The organism is Streptomyces erythrochromogenes (genome assembly GCF_036170895.1).
GTDB classification, from domain to species: domain Bacteria; phylum Actinomycetota; class Actinomycetes; order Streptomycetales; family Streptomycetaceae; genus Streptomyces; species Streptomyces erythrochromogenes.
In genome coordinates this window covers 560,301-583,086 of record NZ_CP108036.1, presented here as the reverse complement: position 1 = coordinate 583,086, position 22,786 = coordinate 560,301, and the positions used below count along the sequence as shown (strand labels likewise).

General features: G+C 74.2%; 19 protein-coding genes. 9 read left to right on the top strand and 10 right to left on the bottom strand.

What is annotated here, in order from left to right; translation table 11 throughout:
- The first annotated feature begins 151 nt into the window (after window positions 1-151).
- A complete protein-coding gene (locus OHA91_RS02825) occupies window positions 152-1,345 on the top strand; it encodes a cytochrome P450 family protein (RefSeq protein WP_266495908.1) in 1,194 nt (397 codons plus the stop codon).
- 15 nt (window positions 1,346-1,360) lie between these two features.
- Here OHA91_RS02825 and OHA91_RS02820 read toward each other — a convergent pair whose 3' ends face one another.
- The 5 genes from OHA91_RS02820 to OHA91_RS02800 form a co-directional block, all read right to left on the bottom strand.
- The gene (locus OHA91_RS02820; RefSeq protein ID WP_408059149.1) at window positions 1,361-1,774 is read right to left on the bottom strand and encodes a contact-dependent growth inhibition system immunity protein; all 414 of its coding nucleotides are present in this window, start codon (window positions 1,772-1,774) and stop codon (window positions 1,361-1,363) included.
- A 140-nt stretch (window positions 1,775-1,914) separates the two neighbouring features.
- Window positions 1,915-2,313, bottom strand: coding sequence for a VOC family protein (locus tag OHA91_RS02815; protein WP_328738485.1), 399 nt, complete (start codon window positions 2,311-2,313; stop codon window positions 1,915-1,917).
- A complete protein-coding gene (locus OHA91_RS02810; protein ID WP_328738484.1) occupies window positions 2,294-2,647 on the bottom strand; it encodes a hypothetical protein in 354 nt (117 codons plus the stop codon). The genes OHA91_RS02815 and OHA91_RS02810 overlap by 20 nt, the downstream gene beginning before the upstream one ends.
- A gap of 331 nt (window positions 2,648-2,978) precedes the next feature.
- Complete coding sequence (locus OHA91_RS02805; RefSeq protein ID WP_328738483.1) at window positions 2,979-3,632, bottom strand: class I SAM-dependent methyltransferase; 654 nt, start codon at window positions 3,630-3,632, stop codon at window positions 2,979-2,981.
- Between the two features lie 33 nt (window positions 3,633-3,665).
- Complete coding sequence (locus tag OHA91_RS02800) at window positions 3,666-5,180, bottom strand: IucA/IucC family siderophore biosynthesis protein (RefSeq protein WP_328738482.1); 1,515 nt, start codon at window positions 5,178-5,180, stop codon at window positions 3,666-3,668.
- 118 nt (window positions 5,181-5,298) lie between these two features.
- Here OHA91_RS02800 and OHA91_RS02795 point away from each other — a divergent pair, with 118 nt between their 5' ends.
- Window positions 5,299-6,876, top strand: coding sequence for an IucA/IucC family protein (locus tag OHA91_RS02795; protein WP_266495922.1), 1,578 nt, complete (start codon window positions 5,299-5,301; stop codon window positions 6,874-6,876).
- A 26-nt stretch (window positions 6,877-6,902) separates the two neighbouring features.
- On the opposite strand, the gene OHA91_RS02790 is transcribed toward OHA91_RS02795, so the two are convergent.
- Window positions 6,903-8,501 (bottom strand): alpha/beta hydrolase, encoded by a 1,599-nt coding sequence (locus OHA91_RS02790; protein WP_266495924.1) that lies wholly within the window; start codon window positions 8,499-8,501, stop codon window positions 6,903-6,905.
- A 162-nt stretch (window positions 8,502-8,663) separates the two neighbouring features.
- On the opposite strand from OHA91_RS02790, the gene OHA91_RS02785 reads away from it, so the two are divergent.
- The 4 genes from OHA91_RS02785 to OHA91_RS02770 all read left to right on the top strand — a co-directional run bounded on the left by OHA91_RS02785 (window position 8,664) and on the right by OHA91_RS02770 (window position 13,749).
- Complete coding sequence (locus OHA91_RS02785; protein WP_266495926.1) at window positions 8,664-9,524, top strand: MBL fold metallo-hydrolase; 861 nt, start codon at window positions 8,664-8,666, stop codon at window positions 9,522-9,524.
- Window positions 9,525-9,892: 368 nt separating this feature from the next.
- The gene (locus tag OHA91_RS02780) at window positions 9,893-10,687 is read left to right on the top strand and encodes a GntR family transcriptional regulator (protein WP_266495930.1); all 795 of its coding nucleotides are present in this window, start codon (window positions 9,893-9,895) and stop codon (window positions 10,685-10,687) included.
- A gap of 207 nt (window positions 10,688-10,894) precedes the next feature.
- Complete coding sequence (locus tag OHA91_RS02775; RefSeq protein WP_266496918.1) at window positions 10,895-11,956, top strand: quaternary amine ABC transporter ATP-binding protein; 1,062 nt, start codon at window positions 10,895-10,897, stop codon at window positions 11,954-11,956.
- On the top strand, window positions 11,956-13,749 hold the full coding sequence (locus tag OHA91_RS02770; RefSeq protein ID WP_266495932.1) for an ABC transporter permease/substrate binding protein: 1,794 nt from the start codon (window positions 11,956-11,958) through the stop codon (window positions 13,747-13,749). Before OHA91_RS02775 ends, OHA91_RS02770 begins: the two co-directional genes overlap by 1 nt.
- A gap of 126 nt (window positions 13,750-13,875) precedes the next feature.
- Here the strand turns inward: OHA91_RS02770 and OHA91_RS02765 are convergent, their stop codons facing one another.
- Complete coding sequence (locus OHA91_RS02765) at window positions 13,876-16,077, bottom strand: MMPL family transporter (protein ID WP_328738481.1); 2,202 nt, start codon at window positions 16,075-16,077, stop codon at window positions 13,876-13,878.
- A 270-nt stretch (window positions 16,078-16,347) separates the two neighbouring features.
- Here OHA91_RS02765 and OHA91_RS02760 point away from each other — a divergent pair, with 270 nt between their 5' ends.
- The 3 genes from OHA91_RS02760 to OHA91_RS02750 all read left to right on the top strand — a co-directional run bounded on the left by OHA91_RS02760 (window position 16,348) and on the right by OHA91_RS02750 (window position 18,568).
- Entirely contained in the window at window positions 16,348-17,517 is a 1,170-nt protein-coding gene (locus OHA91_RS02760; protein ID WP_328738480.1) for a sensor histidine kinase, read from the top strand.
- Window positions 17,514-18,188 carry a response regulator gene (locus OHA91_RS02755; protein ID WP_266495940.1) on the top strand — a complete coding sequence of 225 codons (675 nt, stop codon included), beginning with the start codon at window positions 17,514-17,516 and terminating at the stop codon, window positions 18,186-18,188. The genes OHA91_RS02760 and OHA91_RS02755 overlap by 4 nt, the downstream gene beginning before the upstream one ends.
- 143 nt (window positions 18,189-18,331) lie before the next feature.
- Complete coding sequence (locus tag OHA91_RS02750; RefSeq protein ID WP_328738479.1) at window positions 18,332-18,568, top strand: hypothetical protein; 237 nt, start codon at window positions 18,332-18,334, stop codon at window positions 18,566-18,568.
- 29 nt (window positions 18,569-18,597) lie between these two features.
- On the opposite strand, the gene OHA91_RS02745 is transcribed toward OHA91_RS02750, so the two are convergent.
- From OHA91_RS02745 to helR, 3 genes are read right to left on the bottom strand one after another with little or no spacing between them, the layout of a single operon-like run.
- Window positions 18,598-18,939, bottom strand: a complete 342-nt coding sequence (locus OHA91_RS02745; RefSeq protein ID WP_328738478.1) for a CAP domain-containing protein — start codon at window positions 18,937-18,939, stop codon at window positions 18,598-18,600.
- The gene (locus OHA91_RS02740; RefSeq protein WP_328738477.1) at window positions 18,888-20,528 is read right to left on the bottom strand and encodes an FAD-dependent oxidoreductase; all 1,641 of its coding nucleotides are present in this window, start codon (window positions 20,526-20,528) and stop codon (window positions 18,888-18,890) included. Before OHA91_RS02740 ends, OHA91_RS02745 begins: the two co-directional genes overlap by 52 nt.
- Window positions 20,529-20,570: 42 nt before the next feature.
- On the bottom strand, window positions 20,571-22,781 hold the full coding sequence (gene helR, locus OHA91_RS02735) for an RNA polymerase recycling motor ATPase HelR (protein ID WP_266495951.1): 2,211 nt from the start codon (window positions 22,779-22,781) through the stop codon (window positions 20,571-20,573).
- Window positions 22,782-22,786: the final 5 nt, after the last annotated feature.

The window sequence follows — 22,786 nt, the reverse complement described above, 5'->3', positions numbered from 1 at the left end:
CGGTGCAGGCGGGTCCCACGCGCACCGCGTTGACCCCCGAACGGCTCATCGCGGAAACGGTTCGACTCGTCATATGTGCAGACCGGGTCGCCCTCGTGGAAACCCTGCGACCATCCCCCGCCGGGCGAACCCGCCGCCGTACGCTGCCCCCATGAGTCTTGTGGATCTCACCGCGCACGCCGAAGAGTTCAACGCCGACCCGTACCCCTTCTACGAGGCCCTGCGCGCCACCGGCCCTGTCCACCGGCTGGTCCTGGGCGGCGAACGTGCCTGGCTGGTCGTCGGCCACGAGGAGGCGAGGGAGGCCCTGAGCCACCCCGCCCTGTCGAAGAACTGGCTCGGATCGGAGCTGTTCGAGGTCGCGCAGGTCCACGCCGTCGCCACCAACATGCTGGACACCGACCCGCCGCACCACACCCGGCTGCGGCGCCTGGTGGCCCGCGAGTTCACCACCCGCCGGGTCGAGTCCCTGCGGCCCCGCGTCCAGCAGATCGCCGACGGGCTGCTGGACGCGATGGAGGCCCTGCCCGGCCGCCGGGCCGACCTGATCCGGACCTTCGCCGTACCGCTGCCGATGACCCTCATCTGCGAGCTGCTGGGCGTCCCCGACCTGGACCGGGCCCGCTTCCGCTACTGGTCGGGCGAGATCGTCGCCCCGCTCGACGGCGTCGGCGCGGACCCCCGCGTCCTGGAGGAGATGACCGCGTACCTCTCCGAACTCGTCGCCGCCAAGGCCCAGGACCCGGGCGACGACCTGCTCAGCGCCCTGATCCGGACCCGCGACGAGGACGGCGATCAGCTCTCCCCGGACGAGCTGATCGGAATGGCCTTCCTGCTGCTGGTCGCGGGCCACGAGACAACCGTCAATCTGATCGGCAACGGGGTACGGGCCCTGCTCGACCACCCCGACCAGCTCGCCGCGCTGCGCGCCGACCCGGACGGGCTGATCGACGGCGCGGTGGAGGAGATGCTGCGCTACGACGGCCCCGTACAGCACGCCACGTACCGCTTCGCCGACACCGATCTGGAGCTGGGCGGCGTCCCCATCACGACCGGATCCTCCGTCATGGTCGCCCTCGCCGCGGCCGACCGCGATCCGGCGCGCTTCGCCGGGCCCGGGCCCGAGGTGTTCGACATCCGCCGTACCGGCCCGGGCCACCTGGCGTTCGGCCACGGCATCCACTACTGCCTCGGCGCACCGCTCGCCCGCATGGAGGGCCGCATCGCGATCCGCTCGCTGCTGGAACGTTTCCCCGACCTGGCCGAGGACCCGGACGCGGGCCCGCGCGACTGGCTGCCGGGCACCCTGATGCGCGGCGTGACCCAGCTCCCCCTGCGCTGGTGACCCGGCACCCCGCGATCAGCCCCGCGCGGCGAACCGTTCCAGCTCCCCGGCGCCCCCACCCGGCAGCTCCTCCACCGCCGTCCGGGGCAGACCGGCGACGACGGCCCGCAGCCGCGCCTCCAGCTCCGGCAGCACGGCCCAGGCCTCCGCGGGGACCGTGACGGTCGCGAGCAGCAGGTCCCCCTCGTAGAAGTAGGCGTCCAGCAGCGGCTCCTCGGCCAGCAGGCGCACCGCGAGGGGAAGGACGAACGGGAGCGCCACCCGCTGCGTGACGAGGGTGAGCAGGTCGGCCGGCCGCAGCTCGCCCAGGGGCGCGCGGCGCAGCCCGTGCACCTTGTGCACCAGACAGGTCGAGTCGGCGGCCGGAGGCGTCCAGCGCGGTGGGTCCAGCTCGTCGAGCGTGCGGTCGAGGTGCAGCTGAAGGTTCACGGGGCTCATCCTCGCTCCGGTGCGGGGCGGTTGGGCCCCGGCCGCTGAGCCGCGTCAGCCTTGCGAGGATCTCGGCCCACCGCCACCAGCGCGCGGCCCCGGCCACGGGTGCGCGGGGCCGCCCGGCAGGGCGCTCGGCGTCAGGGTGCCGGCGGGCCGAGGGGCTGGAGGCGGCGGTGGAGGAGGCAGAACTCGTTGCCCTCCGGGTCGGCCAGGACGTGCCAGTTCTCCGTGCCGTCCTGGCCGATGTCGACGGGTCTGGCGCCGAGTGCGAGCAGCCGTTCCAGCTCGGCGGCCTGGTCGCGATCGGTGGCGTTGACGTCGATGTGCAGACGGAGTTTGCCGGTCCGCGGGGTGTCGCTCGGGCTGAGGACGAGCGTGGGCTGCGGGCCGCCGAAGCCAGCGCCGGGCGGCCCGATCTCGATGCTCCCGTCGTCCTCGCGTCCGAGTTCGACGTAGCCGAGGACCTTGCTCCAGAACTCGGCGAGCCGTTCGGGCTCGGCACAGTCCAGGACCAGCTCACTGATGCGGCATGCCATGCCCATCAGTGTACGGAGCCGGCCCGCTGCCGCCCGTGACCCGCGGCTCGTCGCCGAACAGCACCACTGCTGCGGCCGGTCGCCCGTACTCCAGGACAGGGCCGCCGACGGCGAGGGCGGTCCGCCGCAGCACCGCGCCCGTCGCGGCGTCCAGGGCCGTCAGGGCTCCGGAGTTGACCGTCACGCAGACCGTCTCGCCGTCCGAGTCCAGCGCCGTCGCGCAGTGGTCGGCGCGGTGCTCCCACAGCACCTCGCCGTCCGGGGACCGCCCTACGACGTACGAGCTGCCCGGGCTGTGCCCCTGCGCCGCGTAGACGCAGCCCGCGTACACCACATCAACAGCCGCCGCTCGGCCTTGTCGGAATCCTCCACCGGCCGCAGGACCAGCCGCTGCCCGCCTGCGAAGAGGACCGCGTACTCGCCCGCGCTCACGGTCTCCAGCACCCGCCCCGCGTCCAGGGCGACCCGGGCCCCGCGAGGTCCGCCCGCAGCCGGCGGGCCCGCCGTGCGCGGTCCGGCCAGGCGGTCCCTCCGGGCGGCAGCGCGACACGAAAGCGCCGCCGTCCCGGGCAGGGAACGGCGGCAGCCCGTGATCGCCCGCGCCTCCGCCCGCCCGCCAACGGATTTCGGCCGCGGCGGGTCGGAGAAGGTCCGGAAGGGACCCCCTACCCCTTGCGGGCCAGCAGGAAGGCCTGCGGGGCGGTTTCTCGGGGGGTCGGCTCGCGGAGGAGGCGGGCCACCTCGGTCAGGCCGGCGCCGGCCAGCAGGGCGGCGAGCCGGTCGGGCGGGATCCGGTAGAGGTCGAGGTCGACGGGGTGCCCGTACGCGTGCTCCAGCCGGACGCGTTCGTCGCCCGCTTCGAAGGCGATCAGGGCGTGACCGCCCGGCGCCAGTACGCGGGCGAACTCCCGGAACACCCCGGGCAGTTCCGAGGGCGGCGTGTGGACGGTGGAGTACCAGGCGAGGACCCCGCCCAGCACCCCGTCCGCCACGTCCAGCGCGGCCATCGACCCCACCTCGAACCGCAGCCCCCGGTAGGCCCGGCGGGCCACCGCCACCATCGCCGGGGACAGGTCCACCCCGAAGGCCCGTACACCGAGCCCGTCCAGGTGTGCCGTCACCCGGCCCGGGCCGCAGCCCAGGTCGGCGACCGCCCGGCCGGCGCCGCCCTCCTCCCCGCGCACGCACTCGGCGAAGGCGGCCAGCACGGCTCTGTCCAGCGGCTTCCCGGCCAGTTCCGTGCCGAGCAGCCGCGCGTAGTCGACGGCGACGGCGTCGTAGGACGCCCGTACGGAGTGCAGGTACGAGGAAGCTGTCATGCCCCTGAACAGTAGCCCGCCCGGGGCCCCGGATCACCCTCCGGCCAGCGGATTGGGCAGTTCCGCCCACTGGTCGCCCGGGACCCCCGGGCTCAGCCGCATGAGGGTGAGCGCCTTCGTGGGCAGCGGGCCCGTCAGCAGGGCCTCGGTGTCGGCGGTGGCCGGCAGGGCGGCCGCCTCCGCGAGCGCCTCGGCGAAGGCTGCGGACGAGCCCGACGTGGCGCCGAGCGCCCCCGTCAGCAGGGACCCGAACAGCTTGCGGCGCAGGACGGCCACGTCGTCCGTGACCAGCCGGCCCGACAGCGGCGGCACCGGCAGCCCGTGCGCCCGCAGCCGGGCCGGGCTGATCCGGATGTCGGCGAGGTCGCGGTAGACCAGCCGCACGGGCGCGCCGGCGGGGGAGAGGACGACCAGGAGGTTCTGCCCGTGTGCCTCCAGCGCCACCCCGAGCTCCAGCACCCGCAGGCACACCGACAGCGCGAGGCGGGCGAACTGCGCCCGCCAGGCCGCCGATCGGGCCGGCGGGTAGGAGGCCAGGGCCGCCACCGGCAGCACCCGCTCGCCGGCGGCGGCGTCCGCGTACGCCTCGGGCGGCTCGCGCAGCACGGCCGCGAGGTCGGGGCTGTGCGCGGTCGCCGCGCCCAGGGTGCGGGTGATGTGCAGCCGCCCGTCGAGCCGTTCGGCCAGGCCCTGGGCGAAGGCGGACACGGCCGCCGCCGTCTCGATGGAGTAGACCGAGATGTCCCGGACGGAGGAGGTCAGCCGGGCGCTCAGCGCCGTCTTCACGTGCGCGCCGCCGTCGGCGGGAGCCAGCGTCCGCAGGGCCATCAGCGGGTGTGCCGCGAAACCGGTCCGCACGCGCTCGTGCTTCAGCACGTGCGCCGCCTGCCACGGGTGCACCGGGACCAGGATCCGCCCGGCGTCGCGCATCTCCTGCGGCCAGTCGCCGGTGACCAGGCACTCCTCGGCCCGTACGGAGACCAGGCCGAGCTCCACCACCGGCCGGTGCTCGGGCGCGTACGCCAGCTGCTCCGCGACCGAGAAACCGGGCCGGGAGCGGCAGTTGGGGTGGTACGGATGGCCGTCGACCACGCGCTGCTCCCACTCCCAGGTGGCCCGTGCCGCACGGTCCTGCCCGGCGGGCGGCTGCCCGGCGCGGGAGAGCGCGAGGGAGGCCGTACTGGCGTCCAGCTCGGCGGCGAAATCCTCCCCGTGCGGGATCCCCAGGGCCCTGACGAGTCGTCCGGCATGGCGGTGGGCCCGGCCGTCGAGCAGCACCTCGTCCACGTACGGCCGCGTCGCGTACGGGTCCGGCGGCGGACCCTCCAGCCGGCCTCCCCCCGCCAGCAGCAGCGCCAGACCGACCGGCGCTGTCTCCCGGCCCACGACCCACGGCAGGGGCTCGAAGGCCAGGGCCCGCCACAACCGGGTGAGCACGGCCGCCCGTGCGCCGCCCAGTGAGGCGGCGTACGAGGGCCCGAGCGCGGGCCGTACGGCGGCCAGTCCGGCGGCGACGGCTTCTTCGGCCGCGGAGGAGGGAATGGGCATGCTGGGCTCCGCCTTCGGAATGTCACTTCGAATGTCGCTTCACGGGATGATCAAGTAATCATTGCGGATACCGACGATCACGGCCGGTGGTTCCGCTTCGCGGGCCTCCGGCCACCGGATGGACCGAATGGAACCAGTGGACCTCAACGCCGTCGCAGACGCCTACGCCGCCGCCCCGCTCCTGAACTGCCTGCTCAGGGAGGCGGCCGAGCCGGTTGGGCCGGACGAGCCCGCCGGTGTGCACGAGCCCGCCGGGGCGGCCGTGCACCGGCTGCGGGGCAGCGGGCGGCTGCTCCGCGTACGCGGCGGCCGCCGGCCCGTGTACCCGGAACTGCGGACGGCGAACGGCTGGCACCCGCTCAGCCACACCGAACTGGTCAAGCTCGTCTCCGACGAGCTCGGCCGGTTCACCGGGGTCACCAACGACGAACTCCCGGTCGAGATCACCGACAGCCGCGACGCGCTCGTCGCACTGCTGGCCGCCCGCGCCGCCGCCGAGCCCCCGGCGGACCCGTACGTGCTCTCCGAGCAGTCCCTCGTGACGGGCCACCCGCACCACCCCGCCCCCAAGGCCCGCGGCGGGGCGCCGGCCGGGAGCTGGCTGCCGTACGCGCCCGAGGCGCACGCCCGATTCCCGCTGGTCTTCCTGGGGCTGCGCGAGGACCAGAGCGTCGAGGAGGGCGGGCGGGCCGTCACCGAGGCCGTCGACTCCCTCGCCGACCTCCTCGACGGGCCGCGCGCCCCCGCCGGCTACGAGCTGCTGCCCGCCCACCCCTGGCAGCTCGACCTGGTCGGCGACCGGCCCGCGCTGCGCGAGGCGTTCGCCGACGGCCGGCTGCTGCGGCTCGGCGAGAGCCGGCGGCCCGCCTGGCCCACCGCGTCCATCCGGACCCTCCACGTTCCGGATCCGGCGGCCGACCTCTTCGTGAAGTTCAGCCTCGACGTGCGGATCACCAACGACGTGCGCCGGCTGTGGCGGCACGACCTGCTCAAGCTGCGCCGCACCGACGCGGCCGTCGAGGCCGGATTCGCCGCACTGCGCGGGACCGGCTCGGACGCGGCCTGGCTCGCCGACCGCGGCTACCGCACCGCCGCCTTCGCCTTCGAGGAACTCGCCGTCCTGGTTCGCGACGGCCTGCGCGCCCACACCGTGCCCGGGGCCACCCCGCTGCTGGCCGCCGCGCTCGCCGAGGGCTACCCCGGGAGCCCGCCGGCCGGCGCCACCGACCCCCTCGCGTGGTGGCGGGCGTACCTGCGCCAGGTCGTCCCTCCGGTGCTCGAACTCTTCGCCCGGCACGGCGTCGTTCTGGAGGCCCACCTCCAGAACACGGTGATCGCGGTCGACGCTTCGGGCATGCCGGTGCAGGCCCTCTTCCGGGACGCGGAGGGGGTCAAACTCCTGCCGGACCTGCCACGCGCGGACGCCTGGGAGCGCCTGGTGTACTGCCTGGTGGTCAACAACCTGTCGGAGATCGCGGGGACCCTGGCCGACCGGTATCCGGACGCCTCACCGCTCCTGTGGCCCGCCGTACGCGAGGAGTTGCTGCGCTACGAGGCCCTGCGCGGGCTCCCCGAGATCGCCGCGCTCCTCACCGCTCCCGCCCTGCCCGCGAAGACCAACCTGCTGCTGCGCTGGACCCGCGCCGACGGCGCGGACGCCCGCTACCGCCCCCTGCCGAACCCCCTTCTGAGCTAGAAGAGATCGTCGCTGGAAGAGATCCGTCAGGAGAAGGGAACCCGGTCCGGGTCGCAGACCGTGCCGGGTGGCGGGAGCGTCCCGTCGACGAAGTAGCGGCTCTCGTACGCGCTGATGCAGCGGCTGCCGTTGTTGAAGAGCGCGGTGTGCCCGTACCCGTCGTTCGTGAGCAGGCGGGCGTTCGCCAGCTCACCGGCCATGGCCTGGGCGCCGGTGTAGGGCGTGGAGGGGTCGTACCGGGTTCCGATCACCAGGACCGGACGGGCGGTGGGCGTGTTCCACGGGCCGTCGTACCCGGCGGCGGCCCGGGCCGGCCAGGTGGCACAGGACTCCGCCGCCCACGTCCAGAAGCGTCCCGCGTCGCCGGCCCGCCGGGCGCTGTCCTCCTCCAGGGCGTGGTACGCGGCCGGGTCGCGCGGGTTCGGGCTGTCGGCGCACCAGACGGCCGCCGCCTGCTCGTCGCCCAGGTACGGGTTCGGCCGGTCCACCGGGGGCGGCGGCGGGTACACCGGGGGCTTGGGCTCCCGGCCCTGTGACAGCTCCTGGAGCCGGCCCGCGAGAGCCGTCCAGCCGGGGTCGACGATGTAGAGGCCGTTGACCGTGTCGGCGACCGTCCTGGCGTACGTCCACGGCCCGATCGGACGCTCCCGCAGCCGCTGCATCAGCCGGTCGAACTTGTCACGGGTGGCCTCGGGGCCGCCGGCCGAGAAGGGGCAGCGGGCCGCGGGCGCCGATCCGCACAGGGTGAGGAACCGGTCCAGGGTGGCGGCGGCGGTGACGTCCGAGCCCATGCGCAGGAAGGTCGTGGTGCGGGACTCGCCCTGTCCCGCGCCGTCGGTCCAGGCCCGGGGGGAGATGTTGCTGTCGAGGACCATGGCGCGGACGCTGCCGGGGAACAGGTTGGCGTAGGTGGCGCCGAGGATCGTGCCGTAGGAGACGCCCAGGTAGTTCAACTGTCCTTCGCCCACCGACCGGCGGAGCAGGTCGAGGTCCCGGGCGGTGTCGGCGGTCGAGACGTGGCGCAGCAGGTCCGGGTCGCGCTTCTCGCAGAGGCGGCCGAGGTCCTCGTACGCGTCGATCCACGCCGTGCGCTCCTGGGCGCCCACCGGGAAGCCGCCGGGCGGGCGGGCCGCCCAGGCACCGGCCTGATCGGTGGTGTCGAAGCAGTTCACGGCGGTGCTGTTGCCGACCCCCCGCGGGTCCCAGCTGACGATGTCGAAGCGTTCCCGCAGGTCCTTGGGGAAGGCGTCGTAGTTCTGCGGCACCTGCACGGTCCCGGGGCCGCCGGGGCCGCCGGGGTTCACGAACAGGGTGCCGATGCGCCTGCTCGGCTCGGTGGCCAGGCGGCGGACGACCGCCAGATCGATGGTGCGGCCCGCCGGGGCGGCGTGGTCGAGCGGCACCTTCGCCGTGGCGCAGTCCCATGGGCTGCCGGGCTTGCACGGGCTCCAGTCCAGTTTCGGGACCGTCACCGAGGGTGAGGGCGAGGGGGGTGTGGGAGCCCCGGCGGGCGTGCCGTGGGCGACGGCCGGCGCGGGCCCGGTGAGCAGCGCCGAGCAGGCCAGCGCCGCGGTGAGGACTGCCGCGCGGCGCCGGCGGCGGGCTGTGGGGCCTGGTGGGGACATGGTGGGCCCTCCTCGGACACGGCGAGGGCTCGGTCCGGCAGGCCGATGCCGCCGCATCGGCTGCACACGCCTCTCCACCCCACCAAACCGCGTTTCGGCAGCCGGCGCGAGCCGGCCGGCGGCTCGCTCCCCGGCGTCGGACGGCGAGGGTAGGTTGGAGGCGTGATCGACTTTCTCCGGGGCGCCCCGGTCGCAGGCAGTCTCGACGTCGTCTGGCACGCGGGCTGGCCCTCCCCGAAGCACGACCCGGCCCCGGAGATCCAGGTCCACGCCTACTCCGAACACACGGTGATCCTCCGCCAGAACAAGTCCGTGCACTACGAAGCCCCGTTCCTCTTCCTCCTCTTCGGCAATGAACGGGCGCTGCTCCTCGACACGGGCGCGTCCGCCGACCCGGCCCACTTCCCCCTGCGGGAAACGGTCGACCGGCTCGTCGCTGCCTGGCTGGAACGGCATCCGAGGCCCGCGTACCCGCTGGTGGTCGCCCACACCCACGGACACGGCGACCACGTCGCGGCGGACGGGCAGTTCGCGGACCGGCCCCTCACCACGGTCGTGGGCCCCGGACTGGAGGAGGTCACGACCGCTTTCGGCCTCACCGACTGGCCGCACCGCACCGGCGCGCTCGACCTGGGCGGCCGGATCCTCGACCTGATCCCCGGCCCCGGCCACCAGCGGGCAGCCCTGGTCTTCCACGACCGCCACACCGGCCTCCTGCTGACCGGCGACTCCCTCTACCCGGGGCGGCTCTACGTCGAGGACCGGGCGGCCTACTCGGCCACCGTCGACCGGCTGCTGGACTTCTGTGCCGCCCACCCGGTCCGCCATGTCCTCGGCTGCCACATCGAGATGACCACCACGCCGGGCGAGGACTACCCCCGCGGCACCACGCACCAGCCGGACGAGCCGCCGCTCCAGCTCACCACGGACCACCTGCGCACCCTGCGCGGGGCCCTCGACGAGACGGCGAACCACCACGGCAGCCACCCCTACGGGGACTTCATCCTCGTCTACCGCGACTGACCGCCGGCCCGCCGGGAGTTCTTCCCATGCGACTGACCTTCGACGGTGATCGGACCGCGACGGTGACGGGCGCCCCGCTGTCCGTCACCCCCCGCTTCACAGGCGATTCCGTGGACCTCGCCCACGGAATGCGAACGCGCAGGAACGCGAGCGGTTCTTCGCAACCACCTTCGGCAGCAGGCCCTGGCTGTGGGACACACCGGACATCCTCCGATTCAGCCCCGACAGCCGGGAACTGGTCGGCACCGAGTGGTTCGGAACCGGCCAAGGTGACGGCGGGGTCCGATCCCCTCTCACTTAAAGGTATAGACCAATGCTAGGTTGGTCGGGCACCGCGCAGTCCTTGACCACCCGTCAGAGGAGAAGCCATGCCCTCCCCTTCGCGGGGCGGCGGCCCGGCCGCCATGCCCAAGTACCAGCGGATCGCCGCAGCACTGCGCCGCGATCTCGACCGCGCCGCGCACACCCCCGGCGGAAGACTGCCCTCCGAGCGCAGTCTCGCCGCCCGCTACCAGGTCAACCGGCAGACCATCAGGGCCGCCCTGCAGTACCTGCGCGAGGACGGCCTGGTCGTGACCGGGCGCCGCGGCTCCCGCCCCGCCGTCATGGCCGAGGCCGTCCCCGCCGCGCCCGATCCGGTGGCCCTCGGGCCTGCGTCCCCTGTGTCCCCCGCGCCCGGCCTGACCCGGAGCTGGGTCACGGTGGTCAGCGTCCCGCCCTCGCTCGCCGTACCGCTCCGCATGTCGGGCGGGGACCGCACCCTGGTCCATCACCACCGCGAGCGGGGCCGGGCCGGGGAGACCCTCCGGCACGCCGTCACCCACTTCAGCCCGGACGTCGTCGCGCGCACCCCCGAGCTGGCCGTCTGCCGCAACCGGGCGGAGCGCTCCACCGACCAGGACCTGGCCTGCCTCCAGAGCTGGCTGGAGCGGGCCGCGGCGGGCGGCCGGGTCGCCGAGACCATCACCATGACCCGCACCATCCACCCGCCGGCCGCCGCCCCGGCCTCCGCCCCCGCCTGCGGCCTGACCGTACGCCGCACCGTGCACGCCCCCTCCGGCCTGCTCGTCGCCGTGACCGACCTGGCCTTCCCCACGTGGGACCACCTGACGTTCCATCGTGACCGCCGTCACCCCGCCGTCGCCGGCTTCCGCGTCCTGTAGTCATCACCCGCACGTGAGGCCGCGCGTGAGGTGGATCACGCGCGCGTTTGCCGGAGTGAATGCCGGGCATCGGCGCAGCTGGAGCGGAACCCCGTCCTCCGGCACCTTGTGCCGGAGGACGGGGCGCATGCGGGCGGACCCCGTCCCGCTCCACGGCCGCGCCGGCCCGACCCGCGCGCCGTACCCGGTACGACCCGCGAGGTGTATGTGTCAACGCTCCAGGCCGAGCACGTCTACAAGGTGTTCGGAAACCGGCCCGATGACGCCGTGCGCGCACTCGAAGGCGGCAGCGACCGCGCCGAGCTGCGCGCCGACGGAGCGACGGCCGCGGTCATCGACGTCTCCTTCGACGTCGAGCCCGGCCAGATCTTCGTCGTCATGGGGCTGTCGGGTTCCGGCAAGTCCACCCTGCTGCGCATGCTGAACGGCCTGCTCGAGCCCACCGCGGGACGCATCCTCTTCGGCGGCCAGGACCTCACCGCGCTCAGCGCGCGCGAGCTGCGCCGCGTCCGGTCCACGAAGATATCCATGGTCTTCCAGCACTTCGCTCTCTTCCCGCACCGCAACGTTCTGGAGAACGCCGGCTACGGGCTGGAGGTACAGGGGGTGCCCCGCGCCGAGCGCGACCGCCGGGCAGCCGAGGCCCTGGCCCTGTGCGGGCTCGAAGGCTGGGAGATGGCCTGGCCCGACGAGCTCTCCGGCGGCATGCAGCAGAGAGTCGGCCTCGCCCGGGCCCTGGCCACCGACGCCGACCTCCTGCTGATGGACGAGTCCTTCAGCGCCCTGGACCCGCTCATCCGCCGCGACATGCAGGACCAGCTCCTCGAACTCCAGCGCAGCCTGCGCAAGACCATCGTCTTCATCACGCACGACCTCAACGAGGCCATGCGCCTGGGCGACGGCATCGCCGTCATGCGCGACGGCCGCATCGTCCAGCAGGGCACGGCCGAGGACATCCTCACCCGCCCCGCCGACGACTACGTCGCCTCCTTCGTCCAGGACGTCGACCGCTCCCGGGTGCTGACCGCCGACGCGGTGATGACGACGACCGGCCCGGCCCGCCCCCACGCAGGCACCTGCGGCTGCCCCACCGTCAGCGCCGACACCCCCCTCGCCGACCTGTGCGCCGTCAGCGCGCGCGTCCCGCACCCGGTCGCCGTCACCGGCACCGACGGCGGCGTCGTCGGCTCCGTACCCCAGGACCGCCTCGTCGCCTTCATCGGTGACGAGCAACGGGCCCCGGTGCGCTGCGCGGAGGTGGCCGCCTGATGCCCCGCATTCCCCTCGGCGCCTGGGTCGACAGCGGAGTCGACTTCCTCCAGAGCCGGCTGTCCTGGCTGTTCGACGCCATCAGCGCACTCGTCACCGGTCTCTACGACGGCCTCGTCGCCGTCCTCTCCGCGCCCGCCCCGCTGCTGTTCGCGGGCATCCTCGCCATCGCGGCCTGGTGGCTGCGCGGCCTGCTCGCGGGCGTGCTCGCCTTCGCCGGTTTCGCCCTCGTCGACTCCGTCGGGCTCTGGTCCGACGCCATGTCCACGCTGTCGCTGGTCCTGGTCGCCACCCTCGTCACCCTGGTGTTCGCGATCCCGCTCGGCATCTGGGCGGCCCGGTCCGACCGGGTCAGCGCCGTCATGAAGCCGGTCCTCGACTTCATGCAGACCATGCCGGCCATGGTCTACCTCATCCCCGGCATCATCTTCTTCGGGGTCGGCGTGGTGCCCGGCATCATCGCTACCATCGTCTTCTCGCTGCCGCCGGGCGTACGGATGACCGAACTCGGCATCCGCCAGGTCGACGCCGAACTGGTCGAGGCCGCCGAAGCGTTCGGCACCACCCCGCGCGACACCCTCGTCCGCGTCCAGCTGCCGCTGGCCCTGCCCACCCTCATGGCGGGCGTCAACCAGGTCATCATGCTCGGCCTGTCCATGGTCGTCATCGCCGGCATGGTCGGCGGCGGCGGACTCGGCGGCGCCGTCTACCGGGCCATCGGCAACGTCGACATCGGGCTCGGCTTCGAGGCCGGCCTCTCCATCGTGATCCTCGCCATGTACCTCGACCGGATGACCGGGGCCCTCGGCCGCCAGGTCTCCCCGCTCGGCCGGCGCACCCTCGCCAGGGCCCGGTCGGCCGCCACCGGCGCCGCCCGCGTGTGGAACCACCGCCCCCAGCCCGCCTACGCCGTCACCGGAGCCGTCGTACTGGCCCTGGTCGCGGGCGGCCTGAGCACCTTCGGCGGCGCCGCCCGCGAGGAGGGACCGGAAGGCGCCGAGAACATCGGCAAGGGCCGCACCGTCTCGATCGGCTACATCCCGTGGGACGAGGGCATCGCCTCCACCTTCCTCTGGAAGGAGCTCCTGGAACGGCGCGGCTTCAAGGTCGACACCCGGCAGCTGGAGGCCGGCGCGCTCTACACCGGCCTGGCCGGCGGCGGCCTCGACTTCCAGACCGACGCCTGGCTGCCCGTCACCCACGCCCAGTACTGGGAGAAGTACGGCAACAAGCTGGAAGACCTCGGCTCCTGGTACGGCCCGACCTCCATCGAGCTCGCCGTGCCCTCGTACATGAAGGACGTCCGCTCGCTCGCCGACCTCAAGGGCAAGTCCGGGCAGTTCAAGGGCCGCATCATCGGCATCGAGCCGAGCGCCGGCGCCATGAGCCTGCTGAAGGACAAGGTCATGAAGGAGTACGGCCTGGAGGGCGAGTACCAGGTCGTCGACGGCTCCACCCCCGGCATGCTCGCCGAACTGGGGCGCGCCTACGACAAGAAGGAGCCGGTGGTCACCGTCCTGTGGTCGCCGCACTGGGCGTACTCCTCGTACGAGCTGACCAAGCTGGAGGACCCCAAGGGCGTCTGGGGCAAGGGCGACGGCATCCACACCCTGGCCCGCAAGGGCTTCGCCGCCGACGAGCCCGAGGTGGCCGCCTGGCTGCGCTCCTTCAAGCTCACCGAGGAGCAGCTCACCGGCCTGGAGGCGCGGATCCAGCAGACCGGCAAGGGCAAGGAGCAGCAGGCGGTCCGCGCGTGGCTGGGAGACCACCCCGAGGTCGCCGCACTGTCCTGACGACGAGGCCGGACAGGGAGGACGGCCCGACCCGGAGGGCGGCCCGCCGCCCGGAGGCGCCGGTGCACGCGGATCCCGTACGGGATCCCGCGCGCCCGGCGCCTGCGTTCGTAGGGGCCGCGGTGCTCAGGGCACCAGGACGCGTTCCGGCGTCCCGGCTTCCGGCGCGGGCCGGAGCGCCGCCGGCCGGGGCTTCGCGGGCCACCAGAGGGACCGGCCCAGGAGCACCGCGCACGCCGGTACCAGGACGATCGACAGGACGAAGGCGGAGAGCAGGATCCCGAGCGCCGTCGCGAAGCCGATCTGCTGCGTGGCCGCGACCGGGTTGACCGCGAGGCTGCCGAAGGAGGCGGCCAGCACCACCCCGGCCGTCGCCACGGCCGGCGCGGTGTGCCGTACCGCCCGCGCCACCGCCTCCCGGGCCGGACCGGGCCGTTCCATCTCTTCCCGGATCCGGTCGGTCACGAGGATGTTGTAGTCGGTGCCCAGCGCGACCACGAACAGGAACAGCACCAGCGGCAGCGTGAAGGCCACGCCCGGCTGGTCCAGCCCGTGCTGGAAGACGAGCGCCGCGGCACCCAGCGTGGCGGCGAACCCCAGACCCACCGCGAGCATCAGGATCAGCGGAGCGAGAAGGCTGCGCAGCAGCAGGAACAGGATCAGCGCGATCAGGGCCGCCGCGACCGGGAACACCAGCCGCAGGTCCTTGTCCACGGCCGTCGAGACGTCGGCGAACACCGCCGCGGTGCCGCCCACATGGGCCTCGGTACCGGCCGGCCGGTGCGCGGAGACCGCGTCGCGGACCGTGCCCGACGCCAGGTCGCGGGCCTCCTGCCCGTGCGGATCGGCGTTCGGGAACAGGTCGATGCGCGCCGCCAGGCGGTCCTCGCTCAGCACCGTCGGGGCGGCCTGCCCCACCCCCTCCAGCCGGGAGAGCGTCCCGGACAGGCCGTCGAGACGCCCGGTGGTGAGCGGTGCCCCGTCCGACGCGGTGACGTAGACGCTGATGGGATCCGACACACCGGCCGGCATCGCCCGGGAGATCTCGGCCGCGGTGGCCGCGGCGGCCGTCCGCTCACCGCCCGCGCCGCCCGACCCGTAGTCCATCCGCATGCCGGCCATGCCCGCGGCGAGGGCGCCCAGCAGTGCCACGGAGGCGAGGGCCGCCGTGAGGGGACGCCGGACCAGCCACGTGCCCAGCCGGGCGGCCGATCCGCCGCGGGGCTCGCGCCGGTGGGACCGCGAGGGCCAGAACATCCTGCGCCCGGTGACCGCGAGCAGCGCCGGCATGAAGGTGAGGCTGCCGAGGAGCATCACCAGCACGGACACGGCGATGGCCGGACCGAGCACCCGGAACTGCCCGAAGGAGGCCACCCCGAGCGTGGCGAACGCCGCGACGATGGTGAGCGCCGCCGAGGTCACCGCCGTACCCACGCGCCCGGACACCTCGGCCGCCGCGGCCCGCCCCGGCTGCTCGGGCCGCCGGCGCAACTGCTCGCGGAAGCGGAACAGCAGGAAGAGGAAGTAGTCGATGCCGATGCCCACCAGCACGACGCTGATCAGCTGCGGGGTGGAGGGGTCGAGGGTGACGCCGGTCAGCATCGCGGCGCCGACCACCGTGCCCGTCGCGGCTCCGCCGATGATGGACACGACGATCAGCGGCAGGAGGGCGGCGAGCACGCTGCGGAACACCAGCACGTGCAGCAGCACGATCACGCCGAGCATCACGGCGCCGATCACCCGGGCCCGGGTCTCCTCGGCGTCGATGTCGTCGACGGTCGAGGCGAGCCCGCCCGTGTAGCCGGTGCGGAACCCGGCCTCGGCGAACCCGGCCCGGGACTGCTCGCGGAAGGCCCGGTAGGTGTCCTGGAGTCCGGGGTCCTGGGGGTTGCCCTTCAGCTCCACGGACAGCAGGCGGAAGTCGCGGTCGGGAGCCGTCATGACCGGCGCGACCTTCGGGGTCTGCGAGTGGTCCTGGGCGAACGGCGTCTCCTCCTCGGGCTTGGGCATGGCCACCCGGTGGCGGCCCAGCTTCGAGGCCTCCGCGTCGATGCGCCGTTCGTCGGCCTCGCTCAGCCGCGTGCCGTCCGGCCGGGCCACCAGCACGGTCAGGGTGTTGGCGTCCGGCTTCACCCCGAACCGCTCCTCGGCGACCTTCAGGGCCGCCGCCGAGTCGTAGGACGGGGGCAGGAAATCGCCCGTGTTGCTCTGGGTGGCGCGGAAGACGAACGCCTGGCCGGCGATCGTCAGGGCGATGCCGAGCACGGCCCAGACGGCGATCACCTTCCACGGATTCCTCGTCGAGAACCCGGTCAGGGCGCGGATCACGTGACTCCTCAGGTCGCGGGGCGGGCCGGGGGTTCCCGGCCGGTCTCCAGACCATCAGGCGCGGACCGCGCGATCGTCGCCGTACGGGAGGAACCGCCCCCGGGAGCAGGGTCCGGATCCTGGTCCCGACCAGGACCCTGGTCCTGGTCGGGAACCAGACCACCGGACGGCGGCACCGGCCGGCCGGACTGCCAGAATGGAACGCGAGGAACCGGCACGAACCGCCCCGCACCGGCGGGAAGGCCCGCCGGCGGGGGAGGATCGGCAAAGATGGGCAAGGGCGCCGACATGCTGCGCTGGACGCGCAACGACGCATTGGTGGCCATCGGCGCCGCCGCGGCGGACCTGCTGGGGTTCTCGGTCGGAACCCAGACCGAAGGGATGTCCCTCACCCTCTCGGCCGCCGGCGCACTCGTGGCCGCCGCCATGTGCCTGCTCGCGCGCCGCAGCCGGCCGGTCGCCGTGCTGGCGGCCGTGCTGGCCCTGGGGGTCGTGCCCAACGTGGTCATCGCGGACACCTCGCCGCACTTCCCCCTCGGCCTCGCCGTCGCCCTGTACTCGGTGGTCCGCTTCAGCCGGCCCGCGGTCGCAGCAGCGGCCGTCGCCCTGACCGTGCCGCTGGCCTCGGCGGGCCAGGGCGGCACGCTCGTTCCGTCCGGCCTGTCCCTCGCCGCCAATGCGGCGGCCGCAGCCCTGGTCGCGGGCACCGCCCTGGTCATCAACCGCTGGCAGCGGGACGTCGCGGCCAACCAGGCCCGCCAGGCCGAGCGCGCGGTCGCCGAGGAACGCCGCCGGATCGCCCGGGAACTCCACGACATCGTCGCCCACCACATCACCGCCATGCAGCTGATGGCGGGCGGCGCCCGGGCCAACCTGGCGCACGACACCGAGGCGGCCCGCGAAGCCCTCGTCATCCTGGAGGACTCCGGCCGCATCGCCCTGCGCGAGATGCGCCAACTCCTCGACGTCCTGCGGGCCGGAGAAGAACCGGACGAAACCCCTCCGGCGCCTCAGCCGGGTGCCGCGGACCTGGAGCGGATCGTCACCGAGTCACGGCTGGCCGGAACGGAGACGGAGTTCACCGTCGACGGCCCCGTCCGCCCGCTGCCGCCCAGCGTCGGCCTCACCCTCTTCCGCATCGTGCAGGAGGCGCTCACCAACACCCGCAAGCACGCCGGGCAGGCGCGCGCCCGGGTCCGGGTGACGTACCACCCGGACGAGGTCGCCGTGGAGGTGTGCGACGACGGAGCCGGTGCGCCGCCGCCGACCGCCAGGCCCGCCGCGGGCACCGGGTACGGTCTGATCGGAATGCACGAACGCGTAGCCCTCCAGGGCGGGACCCTGGAGGCTGCCGCACGCGACGGCGGGGGATTCCGGGTGGCGGCCCGCCTCCCGGTACCGGCGGGGCGGGGCGGCGAGGGAGGGGAACGACACCGATGATCCGTGTGCTCATAGCCGACGACCAGCCGCTGGTCCGGCGGGGCCTCGCCCTGATCCTCGGCCCGGACCCCGAGTTCGAGGTGGTCGGCGAGGCCGAGGACGGCGCCCGCGCCGTCGCCCTCGCCCGGGAACTGCGGCCCGACGTGGTCGTCATGGACATCCGGATGCCCGTCCTCGACGGCGTCCAGGCCACCGCGGAACTGGCGCGGACCCTCCCCGACGTCCGCGTCCTGGCGCTCAGCACCTTCGACATGGACGAGTACGTGGTCGCCGCCCTGCGCGCGGGAGCGTACGGCTTCCTCCCGAAGGACGTCTCCCCGGAGGAACTGGGCGCCGCGGTCCGCACCGTGCACGGCGGTGAGGCGGTCGTCGCACCCCGGCTGCTCACCCGGCTGCTCTCCGCCTACGTACGGACCCCCGCGCCCGCCCGCCCGGCCGTGGCAGCCGCGGCGGCCCCGACCGACATGACCCCGCGCGAACGGGAGATCTGGCAGCTCCTGGCCGCCGGGCTCGACAACGCGGAGATCGCCGCAGAACTGGACATCAGCGTCTCCACGGTCAAGAACCACATCACCGGCATCTTCGGCAAGCTGGGCGTCCGCGACCGCGCCCAGGCGGTGATAGCGGCGTACGAATCGGGCCTGGTGGAGGCCGGTTGCGGGAGCGGTTGATCACGGAGTGCCCGCAAGAGGACCGGAATCCTCCTGGTGACCGCACCTCTGACCAGCCAGAACACTGGATGATTCGCCCGTGCGGAGGAGGCCCCGGGCATGGCACAGTGCGATCAGCCCAACCGCACGACCAGGGAGCCTCCATGCGCGATCCGCACGTCACGCCGCTCGCGGCCGCCCCCGGGTGCGCGCCGGAGCACGGCCCGTTGCCGTGCTGTCCGGTGTGCGACGGCCTGCCGGAACGCATCTCCTGGCGCCAGCGCCCGGGACGGCCGGTGCTTCTGGTCTTCGACCCCTGCGGCCACCGCTGGAGCACCCCTGCCCCGCCCGTCCTCGCGGTCACCCCGCCACGGGTACACGGTCACGCCGACGCCGGCTGAGCCGGCGCCGGCGTGCCGATCCGATCCGGTCAGTCGGTGAACACCTGCACGACCCTGTCGCCATTGACCGCGATGCCCGTCTTGGTGTAAGCGCAGTTGAGGATGTTTTGCTTGTGGACCCCGGTGGAGTTCATCCACCGGTCGAAGTGCCCCTGCGCTGCATCCGTCCCCTGCGAGACGTTCTCGGCGGACGCGTTGTACGTCGCTCCGGCAGCCTTCAGCCGGTCCTGGACGCTGGAGCCGTCCGAGCCCGTGTGGCTGACGCCCACGTTGTCGTCGGCGAGCTTTTGGGCCGCGGCCTGCACCTTGGGGTCGATCGTCAGGTTGCCGCAACCCGCCTTGGCACGGGCGGCGTTTTCGAGACTGAGCAACTCGTTGGGGTCGACCTGCAGCGGAACGCTCGCGCGCGCGCCCACAGTCCCAGACGCGGGCTCAGCGGCGGCAGCCGCTCCGGCGCCGATGGCGCCCCCGAGGACCAGCAGCGAGGACGCACACACAGCGGTGCACCCGCGCCGTATACGGCCGGATCCGAAAACCATGGGATTACCTTCCTTCTCGACGAGAAGCGGCAGACGCGGCGTACGCCGCCGCCGGTCACCCCCCATCCCTGCCGATTGTCCGCCGCGCTCCACCCACCTGCATCTCCCGACGTCAAAACCCCAGGTGAAAGCCCTGACGAGGGCCTCGTCGGCGGCAGCTGGCCGAGCAGCCGGTCCGCTCCGGGACGGGCCGCCCCCGATCCTGGCGCGGCGGAGGGTCTTCTGCCCGCCCGTCCCGGACACCCGCTGCGCGACCGCCCCCGACGGACCGTCAGCGCGTCCGGGTGCCAAGCGGGGCCGGCGACGGCCTCGGCGAGGAGGCGGCGGCCCGCCGGCGTGGTGAGCGCACCGCGCAGGGCCGTGTCGCGGACGGCCCGGGCGGGCGCCGCGCGCAGGGTCCAGGCGCGCGTGGCGAGATCGGTACGGGCCAGGACGCGCAGGGCGTCGGCGCGGCGGCCGCGGTGCCACGCGGTGAGCCCGTCGGGCTCCGCCCCCGGAAGGGCCGAGGCCAGGGACACGGCGTCCCGGAGCCCGAGGTTGAGACCCTGCCCGCCGATCGGGCTGCACACGTGGGCGGCGTCGCCGATCAACAGCACCCGCCGGCTCCCCGTACGGCCGGCCAGCCGTCGCTGGGTGCGGAAGGTGCTCGTCCAGCGGCAGGCGCGGACGCTCGCCGTCCAGCCCCGGGCCGCCGCCTCGGCGGCGAGCGACCAGGGGTCCTCCGTACCGTCCGGCACGGGCCCGCCCGGCCGGTGCAGCACCACCCGGGCCCAGCCGTCCAGGTGCATCGGCAGCACGACCAGCAGCCCGCGCGGACCGCCGACCATGTGGACCCGCGCCGGGTCCGTCGAAGGACCGTCGACCTGCAGGTCGGCGAGCTGCCAGGTGCCCCCGTAGGTCCGGCCGCGGAACGCCGTCCCGGTCAGGGCGCGCAGGGTGCTCGACGCGCCGTCGGCCCCCACCACCCAGCGGGCGCGCAGCGGTTCGAGGGCCTCGCACCGTACGGTGACACCGCCGGCGTCCTCCGCCACCGACCGGACGGCCGCCGCCCGGTGCACGCGCACGCCCGCGCGCTCGGCCTCCGCCGCGAGCAGTCCCTCGGTGGCGCACTGCGGGACGGTCAGGACGTACGGGTACGGGGAGCGCAGCCGTGCCAGGTCGAAGCCGCCGAGCCGGCGCCGCCCGGACCACATGTCGACCGTGTCCACGCGCCGCCCCAGCGGGTGCAGGGCCTCGGCCAGCCCGCTCGGGGCCAGGGCCTCCAGGGTCCGCGCGTGCAGGTCCGTCGCCCGCGACTCGGTGACCGGGCCGGGACGGCGTTCCAGCACCACGACGCCCAGCCCCGCCCGGGCGAGCAGGAGCGCGGCGCTCAGCCCGAGCGGCCCCGCCCCCACCACCGCGACGTCCGCGTCAACCGCCATGGCGGGTACTCCGGTCGGACGGGAGAGGGCCGCCGGAGGCGGTCATGAGCTCGTCAGGACGACGAGCTGCCGGGTCGCACGGGTCATCGCGACGTAGCGGTCGACGGCTCCCTCCACGCCCTCGCCGAACCGGTCCGGGTCGACCAGGACGACCAGGTCGAACTCGAGCCCCTTCGACAGCGTCGGCGTCAGCGACCGGACGCGGGAGGTCGGCCGGAACGCGGGATCGCCGATGACGCAGGCGATCCCCCCGGAGTGCGCGGCGAGCCAGCCGTCCAGGACCGACTCCAGGTCGGTGACGCACCCGTGGACGACCGGGATGCCGCTGCTGCGGATGGACGTCGGCACGTTGGCGTCGGGCAGCGCGGCCCGGATGGCCGGTTCGGCCGCCGCCATGACCTCCTCCGGGGTGCGGTAGTTGATGCTCAGCGACGCGACCGTGATCCGGTCGAGGCCGACGCGTTCGAGCCGCTGCGTCCAGGACTCCGTGAACCCGTGCCGGGCCTGGGCCCGGTCGCCGACGATCGTGAAGCTCCGCGACGGGCAGCGGGCCAGCAGCATCTGCCATTCCGCGTCGGTCAGTTCCTGGGCCTCGTCCACGATGACGTGCGCGAACGGGCCGGCCAGGAGGTCCGGTTCGGCGCCGGGCAGCCCGCTCTCGTCGATCAGGGTGTCCTGGAGGTCGCGGCCGTGCAGCATCCCCATCGCGCCCTCGCTCTCGTCGATCACGACGTTCTGCAGCAGGCTGTCGATGGCGTCGGCCCTGCGGGCGCGCTCGGCGGCGACGGCGGCCTCGTGCCGGCGCCTGCGGACGGAGGCCTCCGCGTCGCCGAGCCGCTGCCGGGCGGCGTCCAGGAGCGGCAGGTCGGACACCGTCCAGGCCTGGGCGTCCGCCCGCTGCAGCCTGGTCACGTCGTCGGGGCCCAGCCAGGGCGCGCACTTGCGCAGGTAGGCGGGCACCGACCACAGGTCCCCGACGAGGTCGGTCGCCTCGAGCATCGGCCACGCCCGGTTGAGGGTCCTGATCAGTTCCCGGTCCTGCAGCAGGGACCGCCGGAGCAGCTCGGGCGGGACGTCGTGGCCCTCGCCGCCGTCCTCGTGCTTGTCCATGAGGACGGCGATCAACTCCTCCCGGATCTGCTCGCGGGCTTCGTTGTGCGGGGTTCCCGGTTCCACCGCCTCGAACGCAGCCGCCCAGTCGTCGGCGCTCAGCCAGACGTCGGCCCAGTGGCTGGAGACCGTCATCCCGCGGGTGGGCGGCTCCTCGTAGACGCGGACGGCCGCGTCGACCGCCTTCACCAGGTCCGCGGAGGACTTGAGCAGGGCCACGGCCGGGTCGCTCTCCTCCGCCGCCCCGGCGCCCTCCGCCACGAGGTCGCGCAGCGTGCAGGTCTGCACGCCCTCCTCGCCGAGGCTGGGCAGTACGTCGGCGACGTAGGCCAGGTAGGGCTGGTGCGGGCCGACGAAGAGGACGCCGCCGCGGCGGTGGCCGAGACGCGGGTCGGAGTAGAGGAGGTGGGCCGCGCGGTGCAGCGCGACGACGGTCTTGCCCGTACCGGGGCCGCCGTCGACGACGAGTGCGCCGCGGGACCCCGCGCGGATGACGGCGTCCTGGTCGGCCTGGATGGTGGAGAGCACGTCGCGCATCCGGGCCGACCGGTTGCCGCCCAGGCTTGCGATGAACGCGGACTGGTCGTCGAGCGCCGCGTGCCCCTCGAGCGCGTCGGCGCTGAAGACCTCGTCCCAGTAGTCGCTGATCCGGCCACCGGTCCAGCGGTACCGGCGGCGGCTCGCCAGGCCCATCGGGTTGGCGTGGGTCGCCGCGAAGAACGGCTCCGCCGCGGGCGAGCGCCAGTCGAGCAGAAGCCTGCGCCCCGTGCTGTCGGTGAGGCCGAGACGCCCCACGTACACGGGCTCGTGGCCGTCGGCGGGGACGACGCGACCCAGGCACAGGTCCAGGCCGAAGCGGCGCAGGGTGCGCAGGCGGGCGGTCAGACGGTGGATCTCGGCGTCCCGGTCCATCGCCTCCCGGCCGATGCCGCCGGGCGCCCTGCGCTCGGCCTCCAGGCGGTCGGAGAGCTCGCCGATCGACTGGGCGAGACTCTCCGAGATGGCGGCGAAGTGCCGCTCGTCGGCGTCGGTCAGGGCCGGGTCGGCCTTGGGGGAGAGGTGGTCGGGAAGGTCGAACGCGCTGCGGGCCCGCGGGGCGACCGAGACCTGCTCGACGTCACCGCGCGATGCGTGAACCGGCAAAAACG